The sequence below is a fragment of the Rhizobium sp. YIM 134829 genome, from assembly GCF_046546455.1.
Window position 1 is genome coordinate 82,633 of sequence record NZ_JBKHKI010000006.1, and the last position, 22,791, is coordinate 105,423.

At 64.7% G+C, this 22,791-nt stretch carries 23 protein-coding genes; 14 read left to right on the plus strand and 9 right to left on the minus strand.

Annotated elements, in window-relative coordinates:
• Positions 1 to 24: 24 nt before the first annotated feature.
• Positions 25 to 942: a sugar kinase gene (locus tag ACLE20_RS12270; RefSeq protein ID WP_410940583.1), complete on the plus strand. Its 918-nt coding sequence runs from the start codon at positions 25 to 27 to the stop codon at positions 940 to 942.
• Between the two features lie 27 nt (positions 943 to 969).
• Here ACLE20_RS12270 and paoC read toward each other — a convergent pair whose 3' ends face one another.
• From paoC to paoA, 3 genes are read right to left on the minus strand one after another with little or no spacing between them, the layout of a single operon-like run.
• Positions 970 to 3,162: an aldehyde oxidoreductase molybdenum-binding subunit PaoC gene (gene paoC / locus ACLE20_RS12275; RefSeq protein WP_410940584.1), complete on the minus strand. Its 2,193-nt coding sequence runs from the start codon at positions 3,160 to 3,162 to the stop codon at positions 970 to 972.
• Positions 3,163 to 3,166: 4 nt separating this feature from the next.
• Positions 3,167 to 4,117, minus strand: a complete 951-nt coding sequence (locus tag ACLE20_RS12280; RefSeq protein WP_410940585.1) for an FAD binding domain-containing protein — start codon at positions 4,115 to 4,117, stop codon at positions 3,167 to 3,169.
• A complete protein-coding gene (paoA, locus tag ACLE20_RS12285) occupies positions 4,114 to 4,770 on the minus strand; it encodes an aldehyde dehydrogenase iron-sulfur subunit PaoA (protein ID WP_410940586.1) in 657 nt (218 codons plus the stop codon). The genes ACLE20_RS12280 and paoA overlap by 4 nt, the downstream gene beginning before the upstream one ends.
• Before the next feature lie 248 nt (positions 4,771 to 5,018).
• Here paoA and ACLE20_RS12290 point away from each other — a divergent pair, with 248 nt between their 5' ends.
• Positions 5,019 to 5,255 carry a DUF378 domain-containing protein gene (locus tag ACLE20_RS12290; RefSeq protein WP_410940587.1) on the plus strand — a complete coding sequence of 79 codons (237 nt, stop codon included), beginning with the start codon at positions 5,019 to 5,021 and terminating at the stop codon, positions 5,253 to 5,255.
• A 67-nt stretch (positions 5,256 to 5,322) separates the two neighbouring features.
• Here the strand turns inward: ACLE20_RS12290 and ACLE20_RS12295 are convergent, their stop codons facing one another.
• A complete protein-coding gene (locus ACLE20_RS12295; protein WP_410940588.1) occupies positions 5,323 to 6,462 on the minus strand; it encodes a M24 family metallopeptidase in 1,140 nt (379 codons plus the stop codon).
• A gap of 253 nt (positions 6,463 to 6,715) precedes the next feature.
• Between ACLE20_RS12295 and ACLE20_RS12300 the strand changes: the two genes are divergently transcribed.
• The 5 genes from ACLE20_RS12300 (at position 6,716) to ACLE20_RS12320 (ending at position 10,343) form a co-directional block, all read left to right on the plus strand.
• Complete coding sequence (locus ACLE20_RS12300; protein ID WP_410940589.1) at positions 6,716 to 7,471, plus strand: sulfite exporter TauE/SafE family protein; 756 nt, start codon at positions 6,716 to 6,718, stop codon at positions 7,469 to 7,471.
• Positions 7,472 to 7,629: 158 nt separating this feature from the next.
• Positions 7,630 to 8,238, plus strand: a complete 609-nt coding sequence (locus tag ACLE20_RS12305) for a DedA family protein (protein ID WP_410940590.1) — start codon at positions 7,630 to 7,632, stop codon at positions 8,236 to 8,238.
• Between the two features lie 112 nt (positions 8,239 to 8,350).
• Positions 8,351 to 8,893: a sigma-70 family RNA polymerase sigma factor gene (locus ACLE20_RS12310; protein WP_410940591.1), complete on the plus strand. Its 543-nt coding sequence runs from the start codon at positions 8,351 to 8,353 to the stop codon at positions 8,891 to 8,893.
• Positions 8,890 to 9,609, plus strand: a complete 720-nt coding sequence (locus ACLE20_RS12315; RefSeq protein WP_410940592.1) for an anti-sigma factor domain-containing protein — start codon at positions 8,890 to 8,892, stop codon at positions 9,607 to 9,609. Before ACLE20_RS12310 ends, ACLE20_RS12315 begins: the two co-directional genes overlap by 4 nt.
• Before the next feature lie 176 nt (positions 9,610 to 9,785).
• The gene (locus ACLE20_RS12320; protein ID WP_410940593.1) at positions 9,786 to 10,343 is read left to right on the plus strand and encodes a fasciclin domain-containing protein; all 558 of its coding nucleotides are present in this window, start codon (positions 9,786 to 9,788) and stop codon (positions 10,341 to 10,343) included.
• A gap of 79 nt (positions 10,344 to 10,422) precedes the next feature.
• Here ACLE20_RS12320 and ACLE20_RS12325 read toward each other — a convergent pair whose 3' ends face one another.
• Positions 10,423 to 11,439, minus strand: a complete 1,017-nt coding sequence (locus tag ACLE20_RS12325; protein ID WP_410940825.1) for a LacI family DNA-binding transcriptional regulator — start codon at positions 11,437 to 11,439, stop codon at positions 10,423 to 10,425.
• Between the two features lie 132 nt (positions 11,440 to 11,571).
• Between ACLE20_RS12325 and ACLE20_RS12330 the strand changes: the two genes are divergently transcribed.
• The 7 genes from ACLE20_RS12330 (at position 11,572) to ACLE20_RS12360 (ending at position 18,277) form a co-directional block, all read left to right on the plus strand.
• The gene (locus tag ACLE20_RS12330; protein ID WP_410940594.1) at positions 11,572 to 12,606 is read left to right on the plus strand and encodes a Gfo/Idh/MocA family protein; all 1,035 of its coding nucleotides are present in this window, start codon (positions 11,572 to 11,574) and stop codon (positions 12,604 to 12,606) included.
• Between the two features lie 13 nt (positions 12,607 to 12,619).
• The gene (locus tag ACLE20_RS12335) at positions 12,620 to 13,522 is read left to right on the plus strand and encodes a sugar phosphate isomerase/epimerase family protein (RefSeq protein ID WP_410940595.1); all 903 of its coding nucleotides are present in this window, start codon (positions 12,620 to 12,622) and stop codon (positions 13,520 to 13,522) included.
• A gap of 84 nt (positions 13,523 to 13,606) precedes the next feature.
• Positions 13,607 to 14,839, plus strand: coding sequence for an ABC transporter substrate-binding protein (locus ACLE20_RS12340; protein WP_410940596.1), 1,233 nt, complete (start codon positions 13,607 to 13,609; stop codon positions 14,837 to 14,839).
• Positions 14,840 to 15,053: 214 nt separating this feature from the next.
• Entirely contained in the window at positions 15,054 to 15,956 is a 903-nt protein-coding gene (locus ACLE20_RS12345; protein WP_410940597.1) for a carbohydrate ABC transporter permease, read from the plus strand.
• Positions 15,953 to 16,780, plus strand: a complete 828-nt coding sequence (locus ACLE20_RS12350) for a carbohydrate ABC transporter permease (RefSeq protein ID WP_410940598.1) — start codon at positions 15,953 to 15,955, stop codon at positions 16,778 to 16,780. Before ACLE20_RS12345 ends, ACLE20_RS12350 begins: the two co-directional genes overlap by 4 nt.
• Positions 16,777 to 17,886: an ABC transporter ATP-binding protein gene (locus ACLE20_RS12355; RefSeq protein ID WP_410940599.1), complete on the plus strand. Its 1,110-nt coding sequence runs from the start codon at positions 16,777 to 16,779 to the stop codon at positions 17,884 to 17,886. The genes ACLE20_RS12350 and ACLE20_RS12355 overlap by 4 nt, the downstream gene beginning before the upstream one ends.
• 247 nt (positions 17,887 to 18,133) lie before the next feature.
• A complete protein-coding gene (locus ACLE20_RS12360; protein WP_410940600.1) occupies positions 18,134 to 18,277 on the plus strand; it encodes a DUF1127 domain-containing protein in 144 nt (47 codons plus the stop codon).
• Positions 18,278 to 18,461: 184 nt separating this feature from the next.
• On the opposite strand, the gene ACLE20_RS12365 is transcribed toward ACLE20_RS12360, so the two are convergent.
• The 4 genes from ACLE20_RS12365 to ACLE20_RS12380 all read right to left on the minus strand — a co-directional run bounded on the left by ACLE20_RS12365 (position 18,462) and on the right by ACLE20_RS12380 (position 22,751).
• The gene (locus tag ACLE20_RS12365) at positions 18,462 to 19,787 is read right to left on the minus strand and encodes an extracellular solute-binding protein (protein ID WP_410940601.1); all 1,326 of its coding nucleotides are present in this window, start codon (positions 19,785 to 19,787) and stop codon (positions 18,462 to 18,464) included.
• Between the two features lie 69 nt (positions 19,788 to 19,856).
• Positions 19,857 to 20,723: a carbohydrate ABC transporter permease gene (locus tag ACLE20_RS12370; RefSeq protein ID WP_410940602.1), complete on the minus strand. Its 867-nt coding sequence runs from the start codon at positions 20,721 to 20,723 to the stop codon at positions 19,857 to 19,859.
• A complete protein-coding gene (locus ACLE20_RS12375) occupies positions 20,720 to 21,655 on the minus strand; it encodes a carbohydrate ABC transporter permease (RefSeq protein WP_410940603.1) in 936 nt (311 codons plus the stop codon). The genes ACLE20_RS12370 and ACLE20_RS12375 overlap by 4 nt, the downstream gene beginning before the upstream one ends.
• Positions 21,648 to 22,751: an ABC transporter ATP-binding protein gene (locus ACLE20_RS12380; RefSeq protein WP_410940604.1), complete on the minus strand. Its 1,104-nt coding sequence runs from the start codon at positions 22,749 to 22,751 to the stop codon at positions 21,648 to 21,650. The genes ACLE20_RS12375 and ACLE20_RS12380 overlap by 8 nt, the downstream gene beginning before the upstream one ends.
• Between the last annotated feature and the right edge of the window lie 40 nt (positions 22,752 to 22,791).

Genomic DNA, 22,791 nt, shown 5'->3' on the forward strand with positions numbered 1-22,791 from the left:
ATGAGACGCTCTGGGAGGAGCTGGATGGAAAACACGTCGCGACGCTTCGTTTCGGTCGGCGAATGTATGGTGGAGCTGACCGGGAGCGGTCCGGACCTGTTGCGCAAGGGCTATGCCGGGGACACGTTCAACGCCGCCTATTACGCCCGCCTGGCGCTGCCTGATGACTGGTCGGTCGATTACGTCACCGCGCTCGGCACGGATGCCGTCTCGGATGAGATGATCGCCTTCATGCGGTCCAAGCACATCAACACGGAACAGATCCAGCGACTGCCCCACCGCCTGCCGGGCCTCTATATGGTCCATGTCCATGAGGGAGAGCGCAGCTTCTCCTACTGGCGCTCGACATCCGCGGCCCGTCAGTTGGCCGCCGACGAGGCCGCACTGTCGTCAGCGCTCGAAGGCGCGGAGATCCTGGTCTTCTCCGGGATTACGCTGGCGATCCTCGAGGGCGATGGGCGGCAGCGGCTGATCGAAGCCATGCAGCGCGCCAGGGGAGCGGGTGCGCAGGTCGTCTTCGACCCCAATATCCGCCCGAGACTCTGGGAGGATGCCGAGACCATGCGAAAGACCATCATGGACGGGGCGGGGGCGGCAACGCTGCTGATGCCGAGCTTCGACGACGAGGCGACCCATTTCGGCGATGCGGATGTGACGGCGACGATCGCGCGCTACCGCGCGGCGGGCGTGCCGAATGTCGTGGTCAAGAACGGGGCGGACGGCGTGACGCTCGCCTTCGGCGGCGAGACGATAGAGGTAAGCTCGCAGCCGGTCGAGACGGTGGTCGACACGACCAGTGCCGGCGACAGCTTCAACGGCTCGTTCCTGGCGCATCTCGCCGTTCACGACAATCCGCGATTGGCAGCGCAATTCGCCGCCAAGGTCGCGGCCCATGTTATCCAGCATCCGGGCGCCATCGTGGCGCATGACCTGCGGCCCTGAGGCCGCAGGTCGGTTTCTCGTCTCGCCTCAGGCCTGCGGCAGGCGGTCGATCAGCTTGTCGAGCGTGATCGGATAGTCGCGGACACGGATGCCGGTCGCATTGTAGATCGCGTTCGCCACCGCCGCGCCGACGCCGCAAATGCCGAGTTCGCCGACGCCCTTGGCCTTCATCGGCGAGGAGACCGGATCGTCCTCTTCGAGGAACACGACCTCCTGATGCGGGATATCCGCATGCACAGGCACTTCGTAGCCGGCGAGATCGTGATTGACGAAGAAGCCGCGGCGCTTGTCGATTGCCAGCTCCTCCATCAGCGCCGCGCCGGCGCCCATCGTCATGGCGCCGATCACCTGGCTGCGGGCGGACTTGGGGTTCAGGATGCGGCCAGCCGCACAGACGGCCAGCATGCGACGCAGCCGAACCTCGCCGGTGAGCGAGTCGACTCCGACTTCGACGAAATGCGCGCCGAAGGTCGATTGCTGGAACTTCTTGTCGAGATCGCCATACTCCATCTTGTCCTCGACCGTGAGGCCGTCGCCTGCCGCTTCAGCGAGCGGCACCGAGCGGTTGCCGGAGCGAACCTCGCCGTTCTCGAAGGTGACGTCTTCCGAATTGAAGCCGAGCTTGGCGGCAACGGCCTCGCGCAGCTTGACACAGGCGGCATAGACGCCGGCGGTGGAGGAATTCGCGCCCCACTGACCGCCGGAGCCTGCTGAGACCGGGAAGGAGGAATCCCCCAGCCGTACCTCGACCTTGTGCAGGGGCAGGCCCATCATCTCCGCCGCGGTCTGGGCGATGATCGTGTAGCTGCCGGTGCCGATGTCGGTCATGTCGGTCTCGACGGTGACCACGCCGCGATTGTCGAGCTTCACCCGCGCGCCAGACGTCATGACCATGTTGTTGCGGAAGGCAGAGGCGACGCCATGGCCGATCAGGAGCGTTCCCTCGCGCGTCGACCCAGGCTGCGTCTTGCGGGCACTCCAGCCGAAGCGCTCCGCGCCGATCTTCATGCACTCGACGAACTGGCGCTTGGAGAAGGGTCGTTCCGGCTTTTCCGGATCGACCTGCGTGTCGTTCAGGATCCGGAACTCGACCGGGTCCATCTTCAGCCGCTCGGCCATCTCGTCGATGGCGATTTCGAGCGCCATCATGCCCGGCGCTTCGCCCGGCGCGCGCATGGCATTGCCTTCCGGCAGATTGAGCACGGCGAGCCGCGTCTTCGTCATCCGGTCCTTGCCGGCGTAAAGCAGGCGGGTCTGGTTGACCGCGGTCTCCGGCTGGCCGTCCGGCAGGTCGCCGGACCAGCCCTCATGCGCGATGGCCAGGATCTTGCCGGCCTCGTCCGTGCCGATGCGGATGCGCTGGATCGTCGCGGGGCGGTGGGTGGTGTTGTTGGCCATCAGCGGCCGCTGCAGCGCCACCTTGACCGGACGCTTGGCCTCACGGGCGCCGAGCGCCGCCAGCAGCGTATCGGCGCGCAGAAACAGCTTGCCGCCAAAGCCGCCGCCGATGAAGGGCGACATAAGCCGCACCTTCTCCTTGTCGATGCCGAGCGTCTTGGCGAGATCGCCCTTCGTCCAGTTGATCATCTGGTTGGAGGTCCAGACGTTCAGCTGGTCGCCATTCCAAGCAGCGATGGAGGCATGCGGCTCCATCATCGCATGGGAGTGATCGGGCGTGGTATAGGTCTCGTCGAGCTTCACCGGCGCGGTGGAAAAGGCGGCGTCGAAATTGCCCGCCGCCGTGTCCGGATCCTCGCTGTCGGGCTTGACGGCCTGGTCCTTGACCGACTTCAGGTCGAAGGCGCCGTCTTCCGGCGCATAGTCGACCTTGACGAGATTGGCAGCGGCGCGGGCCTGCTCGAAGCTCTCGGCAACGACCAAAGCAACAGCCTGATGATAATGCTGGACGTCGGGGCCGGCCAGCAGGTGCGCCGTGTTCATCTCGCCCTTGTCGAGCTTGCCGGCATTTTCGGCAGTGACGATGGCGATGACTCCGGGCGCCGCTTTGGCCGCGGCGAGATCCATGCCGCGGATCTTGCCCTTGGCGATGGTGGCGCCGACGACATAGCCATAAGCCTGGTTGGGCACGACGTCGTGACGCTCATAGGCATAGGGCGCGCGGCCCGAAACCTTGAGCGGCCCGTCGATCCGGTCCGTCGGCTTGCCGACGACCGTCATGCGGTCGATCGGGTTCATGGTGGCGGGGTTCTCGAACTTCATGGGCTTAGCCTCGCGCTTCTTCGAGGACGGCACCAATGGTGCGCTCGACCAGGGTGATCTTGAATTCGTTGTCTTCCTGCGGCCGGGCATCCGCCAGCAGCTTGGCACGGACGGCGCTGGCCCCGTTCGGCAGTTCGGCATCGGCGGCCTCGACCCGCCAAGGCTTGTGCGCCACGCCGCCGACGGCGAGAACACCGGTCTTGTCGTCCTTGATGATGGCGGCGACCGAGATCAGGGCGAAGGCATAGGAGGCGCGATCGCGGACCTTTCGGTAGATCTGCTTGCCGCCGACCGGCTTCGGCAGGGTGACGGCGGTGATGAACTCGCCCTCTTCCAGCGCCGTCTCGATATGCGGTGTATCGCCGGGCAGGCGGTGGAAGTCGGTGATTGGGATCGCGCGGGTCGAGCCGTCTGCCTTCACCGTTTCGACCGTCGCGTCGAGTGCCCGCATGGCGATCGCCATGTCGCTTGGGTGGGTGGCGATGCAGGCATCGCTGACGCCGACGATGCCGAGCTGGCGAGCGAAGCCGCCAATGGCGGAACAGCCGCTGCCGGGCTGGCGCTTGTTGCAGGGTTGGGCCGTGTCGTAGAAATAGGGACAGCGGGTGCGCTGGAGCAGGTTGCCCGCTGTGGTCGCCTTGTTGCGCAGCTGGCCGGAGGCGCCGGCGAGCAGGGCCCGCGAAAGGACGCCATAGTCGCGGCGCACGCGCATGTCGGCGGCGAGGTCGGTATTGCGCACCAGCGCGCCGATGCGCAGCCCCCCCTCCGGCGTTTCCTCGATCGTGTCGAGCCCGAGCCGGTTGACGTCGATCAGATGCGTCGGCGTCTCGATCTCGAGCTTCATCAGATCGAGCAGGTTGGTGCCGCCGGCAATGAAGCGGGCGCCGGGCGTGCGGGCAACCAGCGCCGCGGCTTCGGCCGGCGAGGTGGCGCGCTCATAGGTGAAGGCTCTCATGCTTTCCTCCCGGCGACTTCGGTCATCGCCTCGACAATGTTCGAGTAGGCCCCGCACCGACAGATATTGCCGCTCATGCGCTCGCGAAGTTCCATCTCGGATAGCTCCGGCGCGACGGTGATGTCGCCGCTGACATGGCTGGGGATGCCGGCCTTGATTTCCTCGAGCACGGAGACGGCGGAACAGATCTGGCCCGGCGTGCAATAGCCGCACTGATAGCCGTCGTGCTTGATGAAAGCGGCCTGCATCGGGTGCAGATTGTCCGGCTGGCCGAGGCCCTCGATCGTGGTGATCTCGTCGCCGTCATGCATGAGCGCGAGCGACAGGCAGGAGTTGATCCGCCGGCCCTCGACCATCACCGTGCAGGCGCCGCATTGGCCGTGGTCGCAGCCCTTCTTGGTGCCGGTAAGGTGCAGATGCTCGCGAAGCGCATCGAGAAGTGTGGTGCGGGTGTCGACGTCGAGCGTTTTCTGCTCGCCGTTGACGGTGAAGGAGACTTGAGACAAGACCGGTGCGCCTTCCTTTGAGCCTGGTGATGTTCCGGCGGGCGTTGCCGCGCCGGCCCCCGAGGCAGTGCCGGCCGCGACCGATGCCGCGGCTGTCGAGATAAGAAGATCGCGTCGCGTCAGTTCCATCAATGTAGGAGGGTGCATGTCTCTCTCCGTTCCCGATCAGGGGCTTGGTCCGAAAGCGAACGAAGTAGGGCGAAGGGATCCGACGGCCAGAGCTTACACATTTTCGTGTGCCGGACGGTTGTGGCGAGGGTCGCTTGAGCGAGGGGCTGGAAGCCCATGCGGAACGACGATGCGCGTCAACGTTTTCGTGGAACCAGCGGATCGTGCCTTGGTTAGTCGACTGCAACATTAAGCCGACTGCAACATCAGGAAACCGGAGTATCCCCATGCGTGCGCTTAATCTTCTCACCCTGCTGCTGATCATCGTCGGCGGCGTGAACTGGCTCTTGGTCGGGCTGGCGAATTTCGATCTCGTGGCCGCGATCTTCGGCGGTCAGGACGCGGCGCTGTCCCGCATTGTCTATGTGCTGGTCGGCCTCTCGGCTCTCTGGCAGCTCATGCCCTTCTCGCGTGCCTTTTCGATCGGCGAGCCGGCTGCGGAAGCCAATGTCATTCATCGCTAAGCCAAAGGCGATGTGACCCTGACAGAGACCAGGCGCTGCCCGGCGGGCGGCGCCTTGTCTCGTTCGCTCAGCCGAAAGGCCGGGTCGGACTTTCACAGGGTGGGGTAAACCAATGCGGCCCGTCCTCGGCCATGTAGATGTGGTCCTCCAGCCGGATGCCGAAGCGGTTTGGATGGACGAGCATCGGCTCGTTAGAGAAGCAGTGACCGGCCATGAGCGGTGTGCGATTGCCGCGCACGATATAGGGCGCTTCGTGGATCTCAAGGCCAAGACCGTGGCCGGCACGATGCGGAAGGCCGGGAAGGCGATAGTCGGGCCCGAGCCCGTTTTTGAGCAAAACCATTCGGGCCGCGTCGTCCAGCGCATGGCAAGGTGTGCCGAGCCGGGCCGCCTCGAACACAGCCTGCTGCGCTGCGCGCTCCACAGCCCAGGCTGCGGCATAGTCCGGCTCCGGCTCGTCCAGCATATAGCTGCGCGTCAGGTCGGAATGGTAGCCGTCGATCCGCGTGCCGGTATCGACGAGGATCGCATCGCCCGGCGCCAGCACTTGGTCGCCTTCGGCCCCATGGGGAAGCGCAGTCGCGGCACCGAAGGAGACGATGCAGAAGGTGGAGCCGCGCCCGGCAAGCCGCCGATGCTCGGCATCGATGAAGCGCACGACATCGGAAGCGCGGATCCCCGGCTCCAGCATGGCATGCGCGCGCCGATGCACCTCCAGCGTGAGCCCCATCGCATAGCGGATGATAGCGATTTCGGTCGGCGACTTCACGGCGCGAAGCGGCCCGATGAGCGGGCCGCCATCGACGAGCCGTTCGGGTCCGAGAGTGGCCGACAGAGCGTGATAGACGAAGAGGGGCAGCGCCTCGTCGAGCGCGAGCCTGCCCGCTGGCGCAAGCAGCGTGGCGATGAGCGCGGACGGGCTCTCCTCCTCCTGCCAGACCGCGATCCGGCCGGGGAGATGCGGCAGTGTCTCGACCCGGCTCTCCTCGAAAGCGGGGACGATGTAGGTGAGCGCCTCCGCCGTCACCAGCGCGCCGAGCAGCCGTTCGCTTGCATGCCAGACGAGACCGGTGAAATAGCGCAGGCTTTCGCTGGAACCGAGCAGAACACCGGCAACGCCAGCATCCTCCATCGCCAGTCGGAGCTTCGACAGGCGGGCGGCGCGCTCGGCATCGGTGATCGGCGGAGGCGGGGCGAGATCGGTCATCGGCAGATCCTGGGCGTTGTCATAAGGTCACTGCTCTAGACGCCCCGCCGGCGCTTGTCGACGTGCTGCCGGCGTCCATCGGCGGGCGACCTAACGCGGTGCTCAAGGATCGAATGTTCGCCCATGCCGACATAGGCCATTCCTCGGGGCTTGACGCTGGAGGCGGGCTCGGCGATCCATGGGGCACGCAGGACCGGGACGCGCGACGGGCCCGTGCCATGTGTCCCTCCGCGCCCATCGAGCCCCAATTTTGATGATCGAGCATACACCGCTGGTGGTCGCCGTCGCGGTCATCTCCGCCTTTCTGGTTGGCCTGTCGAAGGGTGGGCTGCCTTCGGTCGGGGCAGTGGCCGTGCCGTTCCTGGCGCTGGTCATCTCGCCGGTGACTGCCGCGGCCCTGCTGCTGCCGATCTTCGTGGCCAGCGACATGGTCGGGCTCTATCTCTATCGCCGTGAATTCTCGGCCCGCAATCTTGCCATCCTGACACCGGCTGCGCTCCTCGGCGTCGGCATAGGCTGGGCCTTCAGCGCCCATGTCTCGCCGGTCTTCGTCGGCTTTCTCGTCGGACTGTCGGGACTGGCCTTCTGCCTCAACGCCTGGTTCGGCGCCCGCTTTCGGGGTGACGCGCCAAGACGGGCCGAGGTGCCGTCTGGTCTTTTCTGGGGCACGCTCACCGGCTTCACGAGCTTTGTCTCCCATTCCGGCGCGCCACCCTACCAGATGTATGTGCTGCCGCAGCGGCTGGAAAAGATGGTCTTTGCCGGCACCTCCACCATCCTCTTCGCCATCGTCAACGCCGCCAAGATCGTGCCCTACTGGGCGCTGTCGCAGTTCGAGCGTTTCGACACGTCGCTGCTGGCCTTCCTGGCACCCGCTGCCATCCTCGGGACGGTGGTCGGCAAGCGCCTGACGGTGATGATCCCGGAAGTGCTTTTCTACCGCCTGATCCAGGCAACGCTGTTCCTGCTCTCGATCAAGCTGATCGCCGACTATCTGCAGACCCTGTAACCTGCCTCTCCAAACACGCCCTCCCGCCGGAACTGCGATGGGCGGTCTCCGATCACGCGTCCGTTATTCCTGAAACGCGAATTGGGATCGGCCGCGCCTTGCCGTGCTGCAGTGCAGCACTTTATGGTGCCGGCGTCTTTGTCAGTCAGGAGTGTCGCATGGAAGATCTTGTTCAGAGCATGATGCAGAATTTCGGTGCGTTCGGCATCGCGCTTCTGATGTTCCTCGAACATATCTTCCCGCCGATCCCCTCGGAACTCATCATGCCGCTTGCCGGCTATCGTGCCTCGCAGGGCGACATGTCGATCGTCACCGTCATCATCGCCGGGTCGATCGGGTCGCTGCTTGGGGTGATGCCCTGGTACTATGCCGGGCGGTTCCTCGGCGAGCAGCGGCTCAAGAAGTTCGCCCGCAAGCACGGCCGCTGGCTGACGTTGACGGAAGAGGATGTACACACCGCCAACCAAAAGTTTCGCCGCCATGGGCCGGTCGCAATCCTGATCGGCCGGCTGATCCCGACGGTGCGCACGCTGATCTCCGTGCCAGCCGGCGTCGCCCAGATGCCGCTTCTGACCTTCACCCTGTTCTCCGCCATCGGCACCGTCATCTGGACGGCGGGGCTGGCGCTCGCCGGCTATCTGCTCGGCCAGGCCTATGATGTCGTGTCGCATTATGTCGATCCGGTCTCCACCGCGATCGCCATCGGGCTGGTGTTGTTCTACGGCTATCGCGTCGCCACCTTCAAGGACGAGAAGGTCCGCTCTTGATCGCGTCCGCGCGAGCGGCTTCGGCCACTCTGATGCGCGAGGCTCTGGACAGGCCGGATGGGCGCGCTATGGTCTGCGCCGTCGAAGACCTTGAGTTTGAGAAAGGCCCCGCGTGGCATCCTCCGATATTGCCGATCTGATCGCGCGCGTCGCCCTGCGCGACCGTGCGGCGCTTTCGGCGCTGTACCGCCAGGCCGGCCCGAAACTTTTTGCAATCTGCTTGCGTATCTTGAAAGACAGGACGGATGCCGAGGATGCTTTGCAGGAAGTCTTCGTCAAGATCTGGCGGCGTGCGGATGCTTTTGCGCTGACGGGCGGCAGCCCGCTCGGCTGGCTCTCGGCCATCGCGCGCAATCATGCGATCGATCTCGCCCGGGCCCGGCGGCCCTTCGGCATGGCCATTGACGTGGACGGGCTGGAGATTGCCGATTCCGCGCCGGATCCGGAAGCCGCGGCAATCGTTCGCGGGGAGGGCCGGCGGATCGACCGCTGCATGGCCGAACTGCCGCCGGCGCGCGCTGAGGCGGTGCGCAGTGCCTATGTGGAGGGCCTGAGCTATCAGGACCTTGCGGAACGCCATGGTGTGCCGCTCAATACGATGAGAACCTGGCTGCGCCGCAGCCTTTTGAAACTGAAAGAGTGCCTGGACCGATGACGATGCCGGACGAGAGCGGGGAGGATCGCGCCCGCGACGAGCTTCTTGCCGCCGAATATGTTCTCGGCGTCTCGTCGCTTGGCGAGCGAAAGCAGGCGGAGCTGCGAATCCGTCGCGATCAGCGCTTTGCCGCGCTTGTCTCCAGCTGGGAAGAACGGTTCCTGTCGCTCGACGACACCGGCGAGGAACCGGTGACGCCGGAGCTCTACGACCGCATCGAGAAGCGCCTCTTCGGCGCGAAAACGGCCCCGGTCAGAGCCACTGGCGGCTGGTGGCAGTCGGTCGCTCTTTGGCGCGGCCTTGCCGCCGCCTGCTTCCTGGGCCTTGTCGTCTCGCTCGGCCTGCAGCTGCGGAGCGTGACGTCCGCCCAGTCGACGGCGCCGCTGGTTGCTACCATGTCCGGCGCCGACCCGGCGCTCTCCCTGCTTGCCCGCTATCAGCCGGAGGATGGCCGCTTCACCGTGACGCCGGTGGCGGCAAAGGCGGAACCGACCCATTCGCTGGAGCTCTGGGTAATCCCGGGCGCCGATGCCGCGCCGATCTCGATCGGCGTCCTGCCGCAGAGCGGCGAGGGCAGCTTCGAGGTGCCGGCAGAGCTGCGGCCGAAGCTCACCGAGGGTGTGACGCTCGCGGTCACCTTGGAGCCCTTCGGCGGGTCGCGTGACGGCCGTCCGAGCACCGCGCCCTTCGCCGCTGGACCAGTGATTCGTCGCTGAACCTCAAATTTCCACGTGTTCACAATTATTTAAGATTTTTCTCCTCTATCGACAGGTGCATCTGAAACTCTTCTCGAGAAGCGCTCGTCTCTTGCCCGTCACCAGGATGTGACCAGCCTCGCAACCAGCGCGACGCGCGCCGGGCGAGGCCAACCAAGAAGGATGAGGAGCTTATCATGTTTAAGTTTGCACTTCGCACCGTCACTGCTGCTGCCCTCGTTTCCGCTGCGGTCGTCTCCGCACAGGCTGCCAACCCGAAGGTCGGTGGCGCGGCCATGTATGAGAACAAGAACATCATCGAGAACGCCGTCAATTCGAAGGATCACACCACGCTCGTGGCTGCCGTCAAGGCTGCCGGCCTGGTCTCGACGCTCGAAGGCAAGGGCCCGTTCACAGTCTTCGCACCGACCAACGAAGCCTTCGCCGCCCTGCCGGCCGGCACCGTCGACACGCTGCTGAAGCCGGAAAACAAGGCGCAGCTGACCAAGGTGCTGACCTGCCATGTCGTGGCCGCCGATGCCATGTCCATGGCCATCGCCAAGATGATCAAGGACGATGGCGGCGAGCATGACGTGAAGACCGTCGGTGGCTGCGTGCTGAAGGCCAAGCAGAAAGGCAAGATGATCACGCTCACCGATGAGACCGGCGGCGTCGCCACCGTCACCATTGCCGACGTCAAGCAGTCGAACGGCGTGATCCACGTCATCGACAAGGTGCTGCTGCCGAAGTCGTAAGTACGGCACCAATCGGCCGGGATGACCGGCCATCCTCCCGAGCCGGCCCGCCTCGCGCGTGGCCGGCTTTTTGTCTTTGTCAGCCGCTCTCTCCTTCCGACAGCCGCATCGGCCAGAGCCTGCGCCGGACGGCGTCCGGATAATGGGCGGCGTAGGCTGGCATGGTGGAGAGCAGGCTTTCGGCAAGCGCGATGCCAAGGTCGCGCAGCGAGAGTTCGAAACAGGTGAGCCGCGGCGAGAGATAGCGTGCCTGCGGATTGTGCAGGCCGATGACGGCGATCTCCTTGCCGGGCGTCAGCCCCGCCGCGTCGAGCCCATGATAGAGCCCGTTGACCGTGCCGTCGTTCAGAACGACGACCGCGCTCGGCCGCTCCGCCATCGCCGCAATTGCCTGAGCTGCGCGATAGCCGCCCGCTTCGCTTGGCAGCGCCTTGATGACCAGCTCGTCCGGAATGGTGAGACCATAGCCTGCAAGGGTCTCCCGGCATTTCTCCAGGAAGACAGGGCCGAGATTGAGGTCGTCGACCGGTCGCAGAAGGGCGATGCGGCGATGCCCCCTGCCTGCCAGGCGATGCATGGTGATCTCCGCCATCCCCTCGAAATCGAGGTCGATCCAGGGCTGGCCGACATCGATCAGGCTGCGGCCGAGCGTCACGAAGGGGATCTTCCGCCGGTCGAGAAGTTCGAAGCGATGGTCGATCCGCCGGGTGGCGGAGAGCATCATGCCATCGGCAAAGCCGCGCGCCACCACCCGCTTCAGATAGGCGTCCGGGTCCTCATCGGATGAGCAGAGGAGGGCGACGAGGTCGAGGCCGTGGCGGGCAAAGACCGTCTGTACACCGTCGAAGACGCTCATGAAGAAGGTGTCGCCATGGCCGGTGATCTCGTGACCGGTCTGCATCATGAAGCCAATGACCCCGGTCGCGCCCTTTCGTAGCGCCCGGCCGGACTGGTTGGCAACATAGCCGAGCTGCTCGGCCGCATCGAGCACCCGGCGCCGCGTCTCCTCGTTCACGTCCTTCTTGCCGTTCAGCGCGCGCGAGACCGTGCCGATCGAAATGTCCAGATGCTCGGCCAGCTGCCTTATGCCCTTCACGACGCTCATGATTTCCCGTGCCCGCTCAATTCTCTCCCAGACTATTGACATGTCAGACCATCTGTAAATAGGATCGTAAACGTTTACGGGGCCGGGTTGAGGAGCTTTTGCCCCGTTCAGGAGGATTCATTCGTGACCTATAGGGCCGTTTTGTGCGGGTGCGGAGCTATGGCCAGAGGCTGGCTGAACGCGCTCCTGGAGAAGCCGGAGTTGAAAGAGCGGGTCGAGATCGTCGGTCTCGTCGATCTCGATGCGTCGGCTGCCCGCGCCCGGGCCGAGGAGTTCGGCCTGAGCCGGGCGGAAATCGGTACGGATCTCGGCGAGATGATCGAGCGCACCGGCGCCGAGCTCGTCTTCGATATCGTCGTGCCGGCCGCGCGCCGGGCCGTCGTGGCACTGGCGCTGTCGCGCGGCTGCCATGTGCTCAGCGAAAAGCCGATGGCGGCCTCGCTCGAAGAAGCGCGCGAACTGCTGGCGCTTTCGCAGAAAGCCGAGCGCATCCATGCCGTCGTCCAGAACCGCCGCTACATCGACGGCGTCCGGCGCATGCGCCGTTTCGTCGAGAGCGGTGCCATCGGCACGCTGACCGGCGTCCACTGCGATTTCTTTCTGGCGCCGCATTTCGGCGGCTTTCGCGAGCAGATGGACAATGTGCTGCTGCTCGACATGGCGATCCACACCTTCGACGCAGCGCGCTTCGTCTCGGGCAGGGTTCCGGAAACGGTCTACTGCGTCGAGACCAACCCGGAAGGCTCCTGGTACGCCCACGGCGCAGCGGCGAACGCCATCTTCACGCTGTCGGGGGGCGCGGTCTTCACCTATCGCGGCTCCTGGTGCGCCGAAGGCGAGCGGACCAGCTGGGAAAGCGCGTGGCGCCTCGTCGGCTCCAAGGGAATGCTGACATGGGACGGCGCCGATCGTTTCGAGGCCGCCGTTGCCGGCAGCGACGCGGGGCTTCTGCGCGGCGCGGAGCTGATCGACGTGCCGCCGGCCGAGGACGAGACGAAGACGCACGGGCACGCCAGCGTGCTGATCGACTTCCTGCGCGCGATCGAGACGGGCGAGGGGCCCGAAACGGTCGGCCACGACAATATCCACAGTCTCGCGATGGTGTTCGGCGCCATCGAGAGCGCCCGCACCGGCCAGCCGGTTTCCCTGACAGCATAAGGACGATCCCAGCGTGAGCACGCCCGCCACCTCCATCCGTATCGGCACCATGATCAGCGCCAGCGCCGGCAAGGCGGCCGAGCGGATCGGCCAGATCGCTGATCTCGGCTTCGAAAGCTTCGAGCCCTTCTTCTGGCAGACCACCAACGGCCAGGATCTCGCCGAACTCGGCCAGCGCTGCCGCGAAGCGATCGGCGATCGCGACATCACCATCTCGACGCTCGGCATGTTCGGCAATCCGCTGGAGGGCGAGGATCTCGATCTGCAGACGCTGCAGGGCTGGAGGGATTGCATCGACAACGCCCATCATTTCGGCGCCACCTGCGTCGCCGGCTTCACCGGCCGGGTGCGCGGCAAGCCGCTGCCCGACAGCCTGCCGCGCTACAGGGAGATCTGGAGCGAGCTCGCAAAACGGGCGGCCGACAAGGGCGTGAAGATCGCCTTCGAGAATTGCGCCATGGACGGCAACTGGAAGACCGGCGACTGGAACATCGCCCACAACCCGGATGCCTGGGAGCTGATCTTCAACGAGACGCCGGACGATCATATCGGGCTTGAATGGGAGCCCTGCCACCAGATGGTCTATCTGATCGACCCGCTGCCGCAGATCCGCAAATGGGCGCCCAAGATCTTCCACGTGCATGGCAAGGACGCGACCATCCGCTGGGACGTGATCCGCGAGCACGGCATTTTCGGCAAGCTGCCCTTCGTCTTCATGCGCACGCCGGGCTTCGGCGACAGCAACTGGACCGACATCATCTCCGAGCTGCGTCTCGCCGGCTGGTCGGGCTCGATCGATATCGAGGGCTGGCATGACCCGGTCTATCGCGATGCGCTGGAGATGACCGGCCAGGTGCATGGCCTGAATTACCTCAAACAGTGCCGAGGCGGCAGCTTCGTCACCGATCCGAGCTGAGCGCGCGTCTGCGTGGTTCAAGACTGCCGGCTGGCATCGGGAGGATGCCGGGCGGATCGACGAAGACCATTAAAGGAGGAGAACATGATGATGAGGACATGGCTTGCCGCCGGCGCGCTGGCGCTGGCAACCGTTTCGAGCTTCGGCCTTTCGGCCCGGGCCGAGGACGTCAAGATCACCGTCTGGTCGCTCGACCGCGCCATCCAGCCGGCCCCGAACCTGATTAAGGATTACAATGCGATGAAGACCGGTATCACGGTCGAATATCGCGAGATCCAGTTCGATGATGTGGTGAGCGAGGCGATGCGCGCCTTTTCCACCGGCCAGGCGCCGGACATCATCGCCGTCGACAATCCCGAGCACGCGCTGTTTTCCTCGCGGGGCGCCTTCCTCGACTTGACCGACATGATCAAGGGGTCGAGCGAGATCAAGACCGAGAACTACTATCCCGGCCCGCTTGCCTCCGTCATGTGGGACGGCAAATATTACGGCGTGCCGAAGGCGACCAACACGATCGCGCTCTACTACAACAAGGACATGTTCAAGGCGAAGGGGCTGGACCCCGACAAGCCGCCGCAGACCTGGGCCGAGCTGCTCGACGCGGCGCGCAAGCTGAATGACCCCGCCAAGAACGTCTATGGCCTCGCCTTCTCTGCCAAGGCCAGCGAGGAGGGCACCTTCCAGTTCCTGCCCTGGGCGCAGATGGGCGGCGGCTCCTATCAGGCGATCAATGCGCCGGGCGCGGTCAAGGCGCTCGAGACATGGAAGGCGATCATGGACGAGAAACTCGCCTCGCCCGATACGCTGACCCGCGGCCAGTGGGATTCGACCGGGACCTTCAACTCCGGCAATGCCGCCATGGCGATTTCCGGCCCCTGGGAGCTCGATCGGATGAGCGAGGAGGCCAAGTTCGACTGGGCGGTGGCGCTGCTGCCAGTGCCGGAAGCGGGTGCCGAGCGCTCCTCCGCCATGGGTGACTTCAACTGGGCGATCTTTTCGAACACGCAGCACCCGCAGGAAGCCTTCAAGGTGCTCGAATATTTCGTGTCGCAGGACAAGCGGATGTTCAAGGATTTCGGCCAGCTGCCAGCTCGCTCCGACATCGCCATTCCGCCGACCGGCAATGAGAAGAAGGATGCGGCGCTCAAAGTGTTCGAGGAACAGCTGAAATATGCCAAGCCTCGCGGCCCGCATCCCGAATGGCCGAAAATCTCCAAGGCGATCCAGGGCGCCATCCAGGCGGCGCTGACCGGCCAGATGAGCGCGCAGGAGGCGCTCGACCAGGCGGCGGAGAAGATCAAGGCCGTGCTCGGCTGATCGCCGACGCGCCGAAGCAGGCAAAAGAGCTTTCCTCCCAGGAAGCGAACCTGGGGCGGGTGCCGGGACGACGGAACGTCCAACCGGCGCCCGCCTGCAGGGTCGGCTCGAGGAGCAGCCTTGTCCGGTTAGGCCCGAGTGGCCGCACCGCCCTTCGACCGAGAGGCCCCGCCGCCCGAAAGGGCTCCAGCGACCGAGATCACGGGATCGATCCATGAAACGCGTCATCGCCAGCATTGCAGATGGAAAAGGCTTCGATCTCGTCCTGATCGCCTTTCCCTTCGCCTATCTGCTCGTCCTGTCGGGCCTGCCGCTCGCCTATAATGTGCTGATGAGCTTTCAGGAGGTCGACATGTTCAGCCTCGGAACGCTGATGCGGCCCTTCGTCGGCTTCAAGAACTACGTGACGCTGTTCTCGCAGCCCGAGACCTGGCCGATCCTGAAGAACACCGCGATCTTCGTCGTCGCGTCGATCGCCGGCCAGTTCGTCATCGGCTTTTCGCTCGCTCTGTTCTTCTGGACTAATTTCCCCGGCGCCTCCTGGCTGCGCGGGCTGTTCCTCGTCTCCTGGGTCATGCCGGGGCTGGTGGTGGGCGCGATCTGGAACTGGATCCTGTCCGGCGATTTCGGCATCCTCAATTTCATCCTCAACAACCTCGGCCTGATCGACGGCAACATCTTCTGGCGCTCGGATCCGAACTATTCGCTCTTCGCCGTCATCATCGCCAATATCTGGCTCGGCACCTCTTTCAACATGATCCTGCTCTCGGTCGGCCTTTCGGCGATCCCCAAGGATCTCTATGAGGCCGCCGAACTCGACGGGGCCAATGCCCTCCAGCGGTTCTGGACCATCACGCTGCCGATGATGCGCTCGACCATCGGCGCCATCATCTCGCTGGGTCTGATCTTCACCCTGCAGCAGTTCGACCTCTTCGCCGCCATCACCTCGGGTGGGCCGAACAATTCCTCCAACGTCACGCAATATTGGGCCTGGGATCTCTCCTTCCGCCAATATGATTTCGCGGCCGGCGCCACCATTTCCGTGGTCATGATCATCTTCGTCATGATCGCCTCGGTGGTCTATGTCCGCTCGACCAGGCATGAGGTGCGCGGATGAGCGAGACCACCCGCCACCGTCTGATGTTCGCGATCGCGCTGGCGCTCGCCGCCATCTATCTCTTCCCGCTCTACTGGATGTATGTGACGGCGCTGAAGACCGGCTCCTCCATGTTCGCCACCCCGCCGGAGCTTTTCCCGAGCGAGCCGCAATGGGGCGTCTATGCCTTTGTCTGGGAAAGCCGGAACATGGGCCGCTATCTCTGGAATTCGCTCCTCATCGCAGTCGGCGCGGTGACGCTGGTCACCGTGCTCGGCACAGGCTGCGCCTATGTGCTCGCGCGCTATCGCTCGCGCTGGGTAGATGCCGGGCTGTTCCTGATCCTGATGCTGCAGGTATTGCCGGCTTCGCTGATGATCACGCCGATCTTCGTCGGCTTCTCGCAGATCGGGTTGATCGCCAGCCCGCGGCTCGCCGTCATCATCGCGATCGCCGCCAAGGCCATGCCCTTCTTCGTCGTCCTGGTGCGGGCCACCTTCATGAGCGTGCCGATGGAGCTCGAGGAGGCGGCACTCGTCGACGGCAATTCCCGCATCGGCGCCTTCTTCAACATCGTGCTGCCGCTCGCCCGCAATGGCATCTTGGTCAGTGCGATCCTGATCTTCATGCAAGCCTTCGGCGAGTTCGTCTATTCGAAGTCGATGATCCAGACCATCGAGCTACAGCCGGCGAGCGTCGGGCTCAACAGCTTCATGGGGCCGAACACCAATGAGTGGAACAACATCATGGCCTTCGCCACGATCTATGTGACGCCGATCCTCGCCCTCTTCGTCCTCCTCCAGCGCCGCATCGTGTCCGGCCTCACCTCAGGAGCCCTCAAGTGATGAACCAGATCGAGCTTACGGGCGTGAACAAGCATTACGGCGCCTATCACGCGCTGAAGAATATCGACCTCAAGATCCGCAAGGGCTCGTTCGTCGCGCTGGTCGGCCCCTCCGGCTGCGGCAAGTCGACCCTGCTGCGCTCCATGGCCGGGCTGGAGCGGATCACCAGCGGCGATCTGCTGATCGCCGGCGAGACCATGACGAATGTGCCGCCGCGCAAGCGCGACCTTGCCATGGTCTTCCAGTCCTATGCGCTCTATCCGCATATGACGGTGGAGGAGAATCTCACCTACAGCCTGCGCATCCGCGGTGTACCCAAGGCCGAATGCCGCAAGGCGGCCGAGGAGGTGGCGGCGACCACGGGATTGACCCCCTTGCTCAAGCGCTATCCGCGCGAGCTCTCCGGCGGCCAGCGCCAGCGGGTCGCCATGAGCCGGGCGATCATCCGCCACCCCAAGGCCTTCCTGTTCGACGAACCGCTCTCCAATCTCGATGCGGCGCTGCGCGTTCATATGCGCAAGGAGATTCGCGCGCTGCACGACCGGCTGGGTGCCACCTCGGTCTATGTGACGCATGACCAGATCGAAGCCATGACCATGGCCGACCATGTGGTCGTCATGCGCCAGGGCGTGATCGAACAGCAGGGCGCGCCGCTCGACCTCTACGACCGCCCGGTCAACCGCTTCGTCGCCGGCTTCATCGGCTCGCCCGCCATGAACTTCGTGCCGGCGACCGCGGGCGCCGACGGGCGTTCGCTGGTGCTCGATCTCGGCACGCCGCAGACGATCCCGCTCGATCGCGCCGTGCCCGCCGGGCGGCCGCTGATCGCCGGCCTTCGGCCGGAACATTTGACCGTGGTGCCGGAGGGGGAGGGGACGATCCGCTGCCGGGTGGCGGCGGTGGAGAGCACCGGCTCCAACAGCTACATCACCACCGACAGCCGCCCGGAGATCGTCCTCGTCACCAATGGCCGCAGCCCGGCCGCGGTCGGCGACGTGATCGCGATCGCGATTCCGCCGGGGCAGATCCATGTCTTCGATGCGGAAAGCGAGATGCGGATCGATGCGGTGCCACAGGCGGTCGCGGCCACGCCGGCCATGGCCTGATCGCCCCGCGATGGGCCGGATCGTCGCCAGCCTGTCAGATCATAGAAAGCTTTCAGATCCCTTAAGAGTGCATATCGAAAAGCACTAAAACGGTTTAGCCATGCGGTCGCCGCATGGGTGCCGTGAGGGCTTCGCGCTGGTTGTGGACCGTCGTCCTGCGTATAACAGTCTCAAGAAAGCGGGACAGACAGACGCAAGGTCGGGACCGCGAGATTAGCACAAGCTCAAGATCAAAAAGGTGATCACAATGAACGTCGCACGCACGCTGAACAACTGGGTCAAGTATCGCCAGACCGTTCTCGAACTCGGCCGCATGTCGAACCGCGAACTCAACGACCTCGGCATCGCCCGCTCGGACATCCGCACCGTCGCCCGCGCTGCAGTCCGCTAAGACCGCAGCCGGACATACTTTCCGGCTTCGGCTGGAAAGGCCCCCAAACGCCCGCACTTGCCGCGGGCGTTTCGCGTTTCAGGGGTACTCTCGGGTCCGGCCGGGTCGGAAACGGGTCGGGCCCGCTGCGCGTGGCAGACGGGCCCGGTCCGCGATGGCTGGGAGGGGGCCTTCTGGTCTCAGGTCAGAGATTGGCGAGCAGGTCGTTGACGCGGCTCTCCATGTCGCTCAGCGCCGCATCGACATCCTTCTGTCCGGTGACGGCCGAGTTCATCTCCTGGCCAATAATGTCCTGGATGGCGAACTGGCGCTGCACCGTGCTCGGCAGGGACGTGCCGAGGTCGGCGATGGCGGCGACCGTGTCGCGATGCGGCAGGGCCTTGAACTCGGCGCTGTCGAACACCGCCTTGACCGACGGCAGATGGCCGGTGCGCGACCATTCAAAATCATTGTCGGCGAAGAATTTCAGGAACTTGCCGATCGCCGCCGTCTGCTCCTCGGTGCGGTCCTTCTGCGAGACGGCCCAGGCATGGCCGTCGGCATATTGCGCCTTCTTACCGGGGAAGAGCTGCGGGTAGGGGTAGACCGCATAGCCGCCTTTGTTGAGGGCCGTGCCGGGCGTTTCCGACGAGGCGTTGTAGTCGCCGATCATCCAGGTGCCGTTCAGATGCACGCCGCCTTCGCCGGCGAGGAAAGCATTGATGCCGCCGGCATAATCCAGGTCCTTGGTCGTATCGCCATTGTCATAGATCGCCTTGTACATCTCGACGACCTTCTTGGCCTCCGGCGTGTTGAGCTTGACCTTGACTGGATCGGCGAAGAAGTCGGAATCCTGCTGGAAGAGATAGGTATAGAGATTGCGCGTGTAGAGCGCCGTCTCGTTGGCGAGGTTCTGGACGAAATAGGGCTTGCCGGTCTTCTCGCGGAACTGCTTGGCGTCAGCCATCAGTTCGTCGACGCTGGTCGGCAGCTTCGGCGTGCCATCGGCATTGACCAGCCCGGCCTGCTTGAAGAGGTCCATGTTGATGTGGAAGAGCATGGTCCAGTTGTCGATCGGCAGGCCATAGAGCTTGCCTTCCTTGGTCACCCCGTTGCGGCTCGCATCGGTGAACTCCTCGGGTTTCACGCCCGCGGCGGAAAGCACGTCGTCGAGCGGCATCAGCAGGCCCTTCGACTGATAGTCCGACAGCACCGAATGGTGAATGGTGACGATATCCGGCGGATCGCCGGCGGCGAACTGGGCGGTCAGCTGGTCATAGCCCGGCCATTCCACCGTCGTCACCGAAACCTTGATGTCCGGATTGTCAACGCTGAACTTGTTGATCAGCGAGGTGATGATCCCGCATTCGCCGACGGCCTTGCGGACGTCGGTATTGCTGCCGAAATCGGCGTCGCAGGCGCCGAAGAAGCGTTGGACGGTCAGTTCCGTCGCCGCGAAGGCCGGGCTCGCGCAGCTGATCGCGATCAGCGAGGCGGCCGCCAGGACTGTGTGTCGAAAGGCATGCATCATCGGGTCGTTCCTCCTGTTTATGGGTATCAGCCGGTTCTCCTCAAACCGGATGTCGTGATCGTCCCCGGATCAGCGCATCGCTGCGCCGGATACCGCTTGGACGATGTATTTCTGGAAGAAGAGGTAGAGGATCAGGATCGGCGCGCCGGCGAAGACCGCCTGCGACATCAGAAAGCCGAGACCCTCGGATTGCGCGAAGTTCGTCTGAGTCGAGGCGATGCCGACGGTGAGCGTGTACATCTCCTTCTTGGTGCCCGAGATCAGCGGCCAGAAATAATCGTTCCAGGTCCCGAGGAAGGTGAAGATGCCGAGCGTCGCCTGGGCGGGGAGCGTCAGCGGCAGCAGCACCTTCCAGAAGATCTTCAAGCGGCTCGCATTGTCGAGCAGCGCTGCCTCGTCGAGCTCCTTCGGGATCGCGCGGAAATATTGCGTCATCAGGAAGACGCCGAAGGGGGCGGAGAGACCGGGAAGGATCAGGCCCTGATAGGTGTTGTGGAACTTCAGCCAGGAAAAGATCTGGTGGCGGGCGATCAGCACGGCCTGCTCCGGCACGGCGAGCCCCATCAGCACGATGATGAAGAGCGCGTTGCGGAAGGGAAAATTGAGCCGCGCAAAGCCGTAGCCGGCCAGCGAGCAGAGGATCAGTGTGCCGATCGTCACGCCGCCGGAGACGATGATGCTGTTGAGGATCCAGCGGAACACCGAGGAGGTCGCCAGGATATTGATGTAGTTCTGGATCGTGTAGGGCGCCGAAAAGACGGCGTTCATGCTGACCATCAGCTCCTTGTTGTCCTTCAAGGAGAGGCCGATGACCCAGAGGATCGGCGCCATCATCAGGAGCGCGCCGAGCATGGTGAGGCCAAGGATCACGCGGTCGCCAGAGGAGCGGCCGACCATCCGGCCGGCGCCGGTCAGAACGGGGGCGGGCGCGCTCATGCATCTTCTCCCTTCCGGCGCGAGACGAGAAACTGGGCCATGGCGGCGATCAGGATCAGCACGAAGAGCACTTCGGAGGCGGCGGCGCCGAGGCCGAGATCCCATTTCCGGAAGGCGGCTTCGTAGATGTAGAAGACCAGAGGCATGGAGGCGTTATTCGGGCCGCCATTGGTCATCAGCCTGGCTTGGCCGAAGAGCTGGAACTGCAGCACGATCTGGATGACGATCACCAGCACGAAGGTGCGTTTGATCGAGGGGAGGGTGATGTGGCGCAGCGTGCGCCAACGGCTGGCATTGTCGAGCGCGGCCGCCTCGTAGATATCCGGCGGGATCTGCTGGAGGGCGGAGAGGAACAGCATCATCGGCAGGCCGATGCACCACCAGATGGTGGCAATCGCAATGGCGATCAGCGCCAGATCGGGATCGGACAGGAAGGCGGGCGCAGTGGCGTCGAACCAGCCATAGATGGTGGTGAGCAGGCCGAAATTGGGGATGAAGACGATCCGCCAGATGAGCGTGACGATGGTGACCGAGAGCACCGAGGAGGCGAAGAACAGGGCCCTGAGCGACGCCGCCGTCTTGCCCGGCCGATTGAGCGCCAGCGCCAGCGCGAGGCCGATGATCGCAAGCGGCGGGACGGTCATGAGAACGAAGGTGAAGGTGTTCCAGATCGCCTGGAGAAAGATGCGGTCGTTGAAGAGGCGAATGTAATTGCCGATCCCGACGAAGCGCCCCGTGCCGAAGGCATCCGCCTTGTGCAGGCTGAGCCAGATGCCCCAGACGAGGGGGAAGGCGAGCAGGGTGACGAAGAAGAGGAGATAGGGCGCGACGAAGAGGGCATTGCGCCAGTCCGGCGCGCTGACATCGACGCGGCGGATCTTGACGCGGGCGGCCCCTGCGGCGGCCTGTTCGGTGAGCATCGCATCAGCCATGGCCGGCGCCCTCCGCATGATGGGCCTGGCCATCGGCCTCGAACAGATGGGCGCGGCTGCCGTCGATGGCGAGCGGCACCGTATCGCCGATCGCCGCCCGGCTGGCGCCGGCATCTTCGGCGACCACCAGGCTGCCATCGGCGAGCCGCGTGTAGAGCAGTGTCCGGTCGCCGAGCCGCTCCAGGACCTCGATTTTGCCGGAGGTGACGGGCGCCACGCCATCGCGCGCTGGCCGCACGGCTTCGGCGCGAATGCCGAGTTCCAGCGCGCCGGAGAGCGCCGGCGTGGTGCGGATGGCTGTCGGCAGGACCGCGCCATCGGGCAGGGTTGCGACCGCGGCACCGCCCGAGCCGCCGAGCGTGACCGGCAGGAAGTTCATGGCGGGCGAGCCGACGAAGGCGGCGACGAAGCGCGTCGCCGGCCGATCATAGATCTCCATCGGCGTGCCGATCTGCTCGATCCGGCGATTGTTCATCACCACCACGCGGTCGGCGAGCGTCATGGCCTCGATCTGGTCGTGGGTGACGAAGATCATGGTGGAGCGCACGCGGTTGCGCAGCTGCGCCAGCTCGACGCGGGTGCGGACGCGGAGCGCGGCGTCGAGGTTGGAGAGCGGCTCGTCGAACAGGAAGGCCTTCGGCTCCTTGACGATCGCCCGACCGATCGCCACGCGCTGGCGCTGGCCGCCGGAAAGCTGGCTCGGCTTACGCTCCAGAAGATGGCCGATCTCCAGCATGCGCGCGGCTTCTGCGATGCGGGTAGCGATCACATCTTCGCCGATGCCGATATTGCGCAGGCCGAAGGCCATGTTATCGGCGACCGTCATATGCGGGTAAAGCGCATAGGACTGGAAGACCATGGCAATGTCGCGCTGGCCGGGCGGCAACGTGTCGATGCGCGTACCGTTGATGGCGATCGTGCCCTCGTCGACGCTTTCGAGCCCGGCGATCATGCGCAGAAGCGTCGATTTTCCGCAGCCGGAGGGCCCGAGGAAGACCATGAACTCGTTGGCCTTGACCGAGAGCGAAAGATTCTCGAGCACGGTGAGCGCGCCATAGCGCTTGGTGACGCGGTCGATCTCGATCTGCGCGGTCATGGGCGAGCCTCCGCATGGAATGCGGTGCGCACGGCGATGG

Bases quoted from the DNA above. Each gene is read 5' to 3' on its own strand.
- ACLE20_RS12270 (WP_410940583.1), top strand. From the start codon at position 25: ATGGAAAACACGTCGCGACGCTTCGTTTCGGTCGGCGAATGTATGGTG.
- paoC (WP_410940584.1), bottom strand. From the start codon at position 3,162: ATGAAGTTCGAGAACCCCGCCACCATGAACCCGATCGACCGCATGACG.
- ACLE20_RS12280 (WP_410940585.1), bottom strand. From the start codon at position 4,117: ATGAGAGCCTTCACCTATGAGCGCGCCACCTCGCCGGCCGAAGCCGCG.
- paoA (WP_410940586.1), bottom strand. From the start codon at position 4,770: ATGCACCCTCCTACATTGATGGAACTGACGCGACGCGATCTTCTTATC.
- ACLE20_RS12290 (WP_410940587.1), top strand. From the start codon at position 5,019: ATGCGTGCGCTTAATCTTCTCACCCTGCTGCTGATCATCGTCGGCGGC.
- ACLE20_RS12295 (WP_410940588.1), bottom strand. From the start codon at position 6,462: ATGACCGATCTCGCCCCGCCTCCGCCGATCACCGATGCCGAGCGCGCC.
- ACLE20_RS12300 (WP_410940589.1), top strand. From the start codon at position 6,716: ATGATCGAGCATACACCGCTGGTGGTCGCCGTCGCGGTCATCTCCGCC.
- ACLE20_RS12305 (WP_410940590.1), top strand. From the start codon at position 7,630: ATGGAAGATCTTGTTCAGAGCATGATGCAGAATTTCGGTGCGTTCGGC.
- ACLE20_RS12315 (WP_410940592.1), top strand. From the start codon at position 8,890: ATGACGATGCCGGACGAGAGCGGGGAGGATCGCGCCCGCGACGAGCTT.
- ACLE20_RS12320 (WP_410940593.1), top strand. From the start codon at position 9,786: ATGTTTAAGTTTGCACTTCGCACCGTCACTGCTGCTGCCCTCGTTTCC.
- ACLE20_RS12340 (WP_410940596.1), top strand. From the start codon at position 13,607: ATGATGATGAGGACATGGCTTGCCGCCGGCGCGCTGGCGCTGGCAACC.
- ACLE20_RS12345 (WP_410940597.1), top strand. From the start codon at position 15,054: ATGAAACGCGTCATCGCCAGCATTGCAGATGGAAAAGGCTTCGATCTC.
- ACLE20_RS12350 (WP_410940598.1), top strand. From the start codon at position 15,953: ATGAGCGAGACCACCCGCCACCGTCTGATGTTCGCGATCGCGCTGGCG.
- ACLE20_RS12360 (WP_410940600.1), top strand. From the start codon at position 18,134: ATGAACGTCGCACGCACGCTGAACAACTGGGTCAAGTATCGCCAGACC.
- ACLE20_RS12365 (WP_410940601.1), bottom strand. From the start codon at position 19,787: ATGATGCATGCCTTTCGACACACAGTCCTGGCGGCCGCCTCGCTGATC.
- ACLE20_RS12370 (WP_410940602.1), bottom strand. From the start codon at position 20,723: ATGAGCGCGCCCGCCCCCGTTCTGACCGGCGCCGGCCGGATGGTCGGC.
- ACLE20_RS12375 (WP_410940603.1), bottom strand. From the start codon at position 21,655: ATGGCTGATGCGATGCTCACCGAACAGGCCGCCGCAGGGGCCGCCCGC.
- ACLE20_RS12380 (WP_410940604.1), bottom strand. From the start codon at position 22,751: ATGACCGCGCAGATCGAGATCGACCGCGTCACCAAGCGCTATGGCGCG.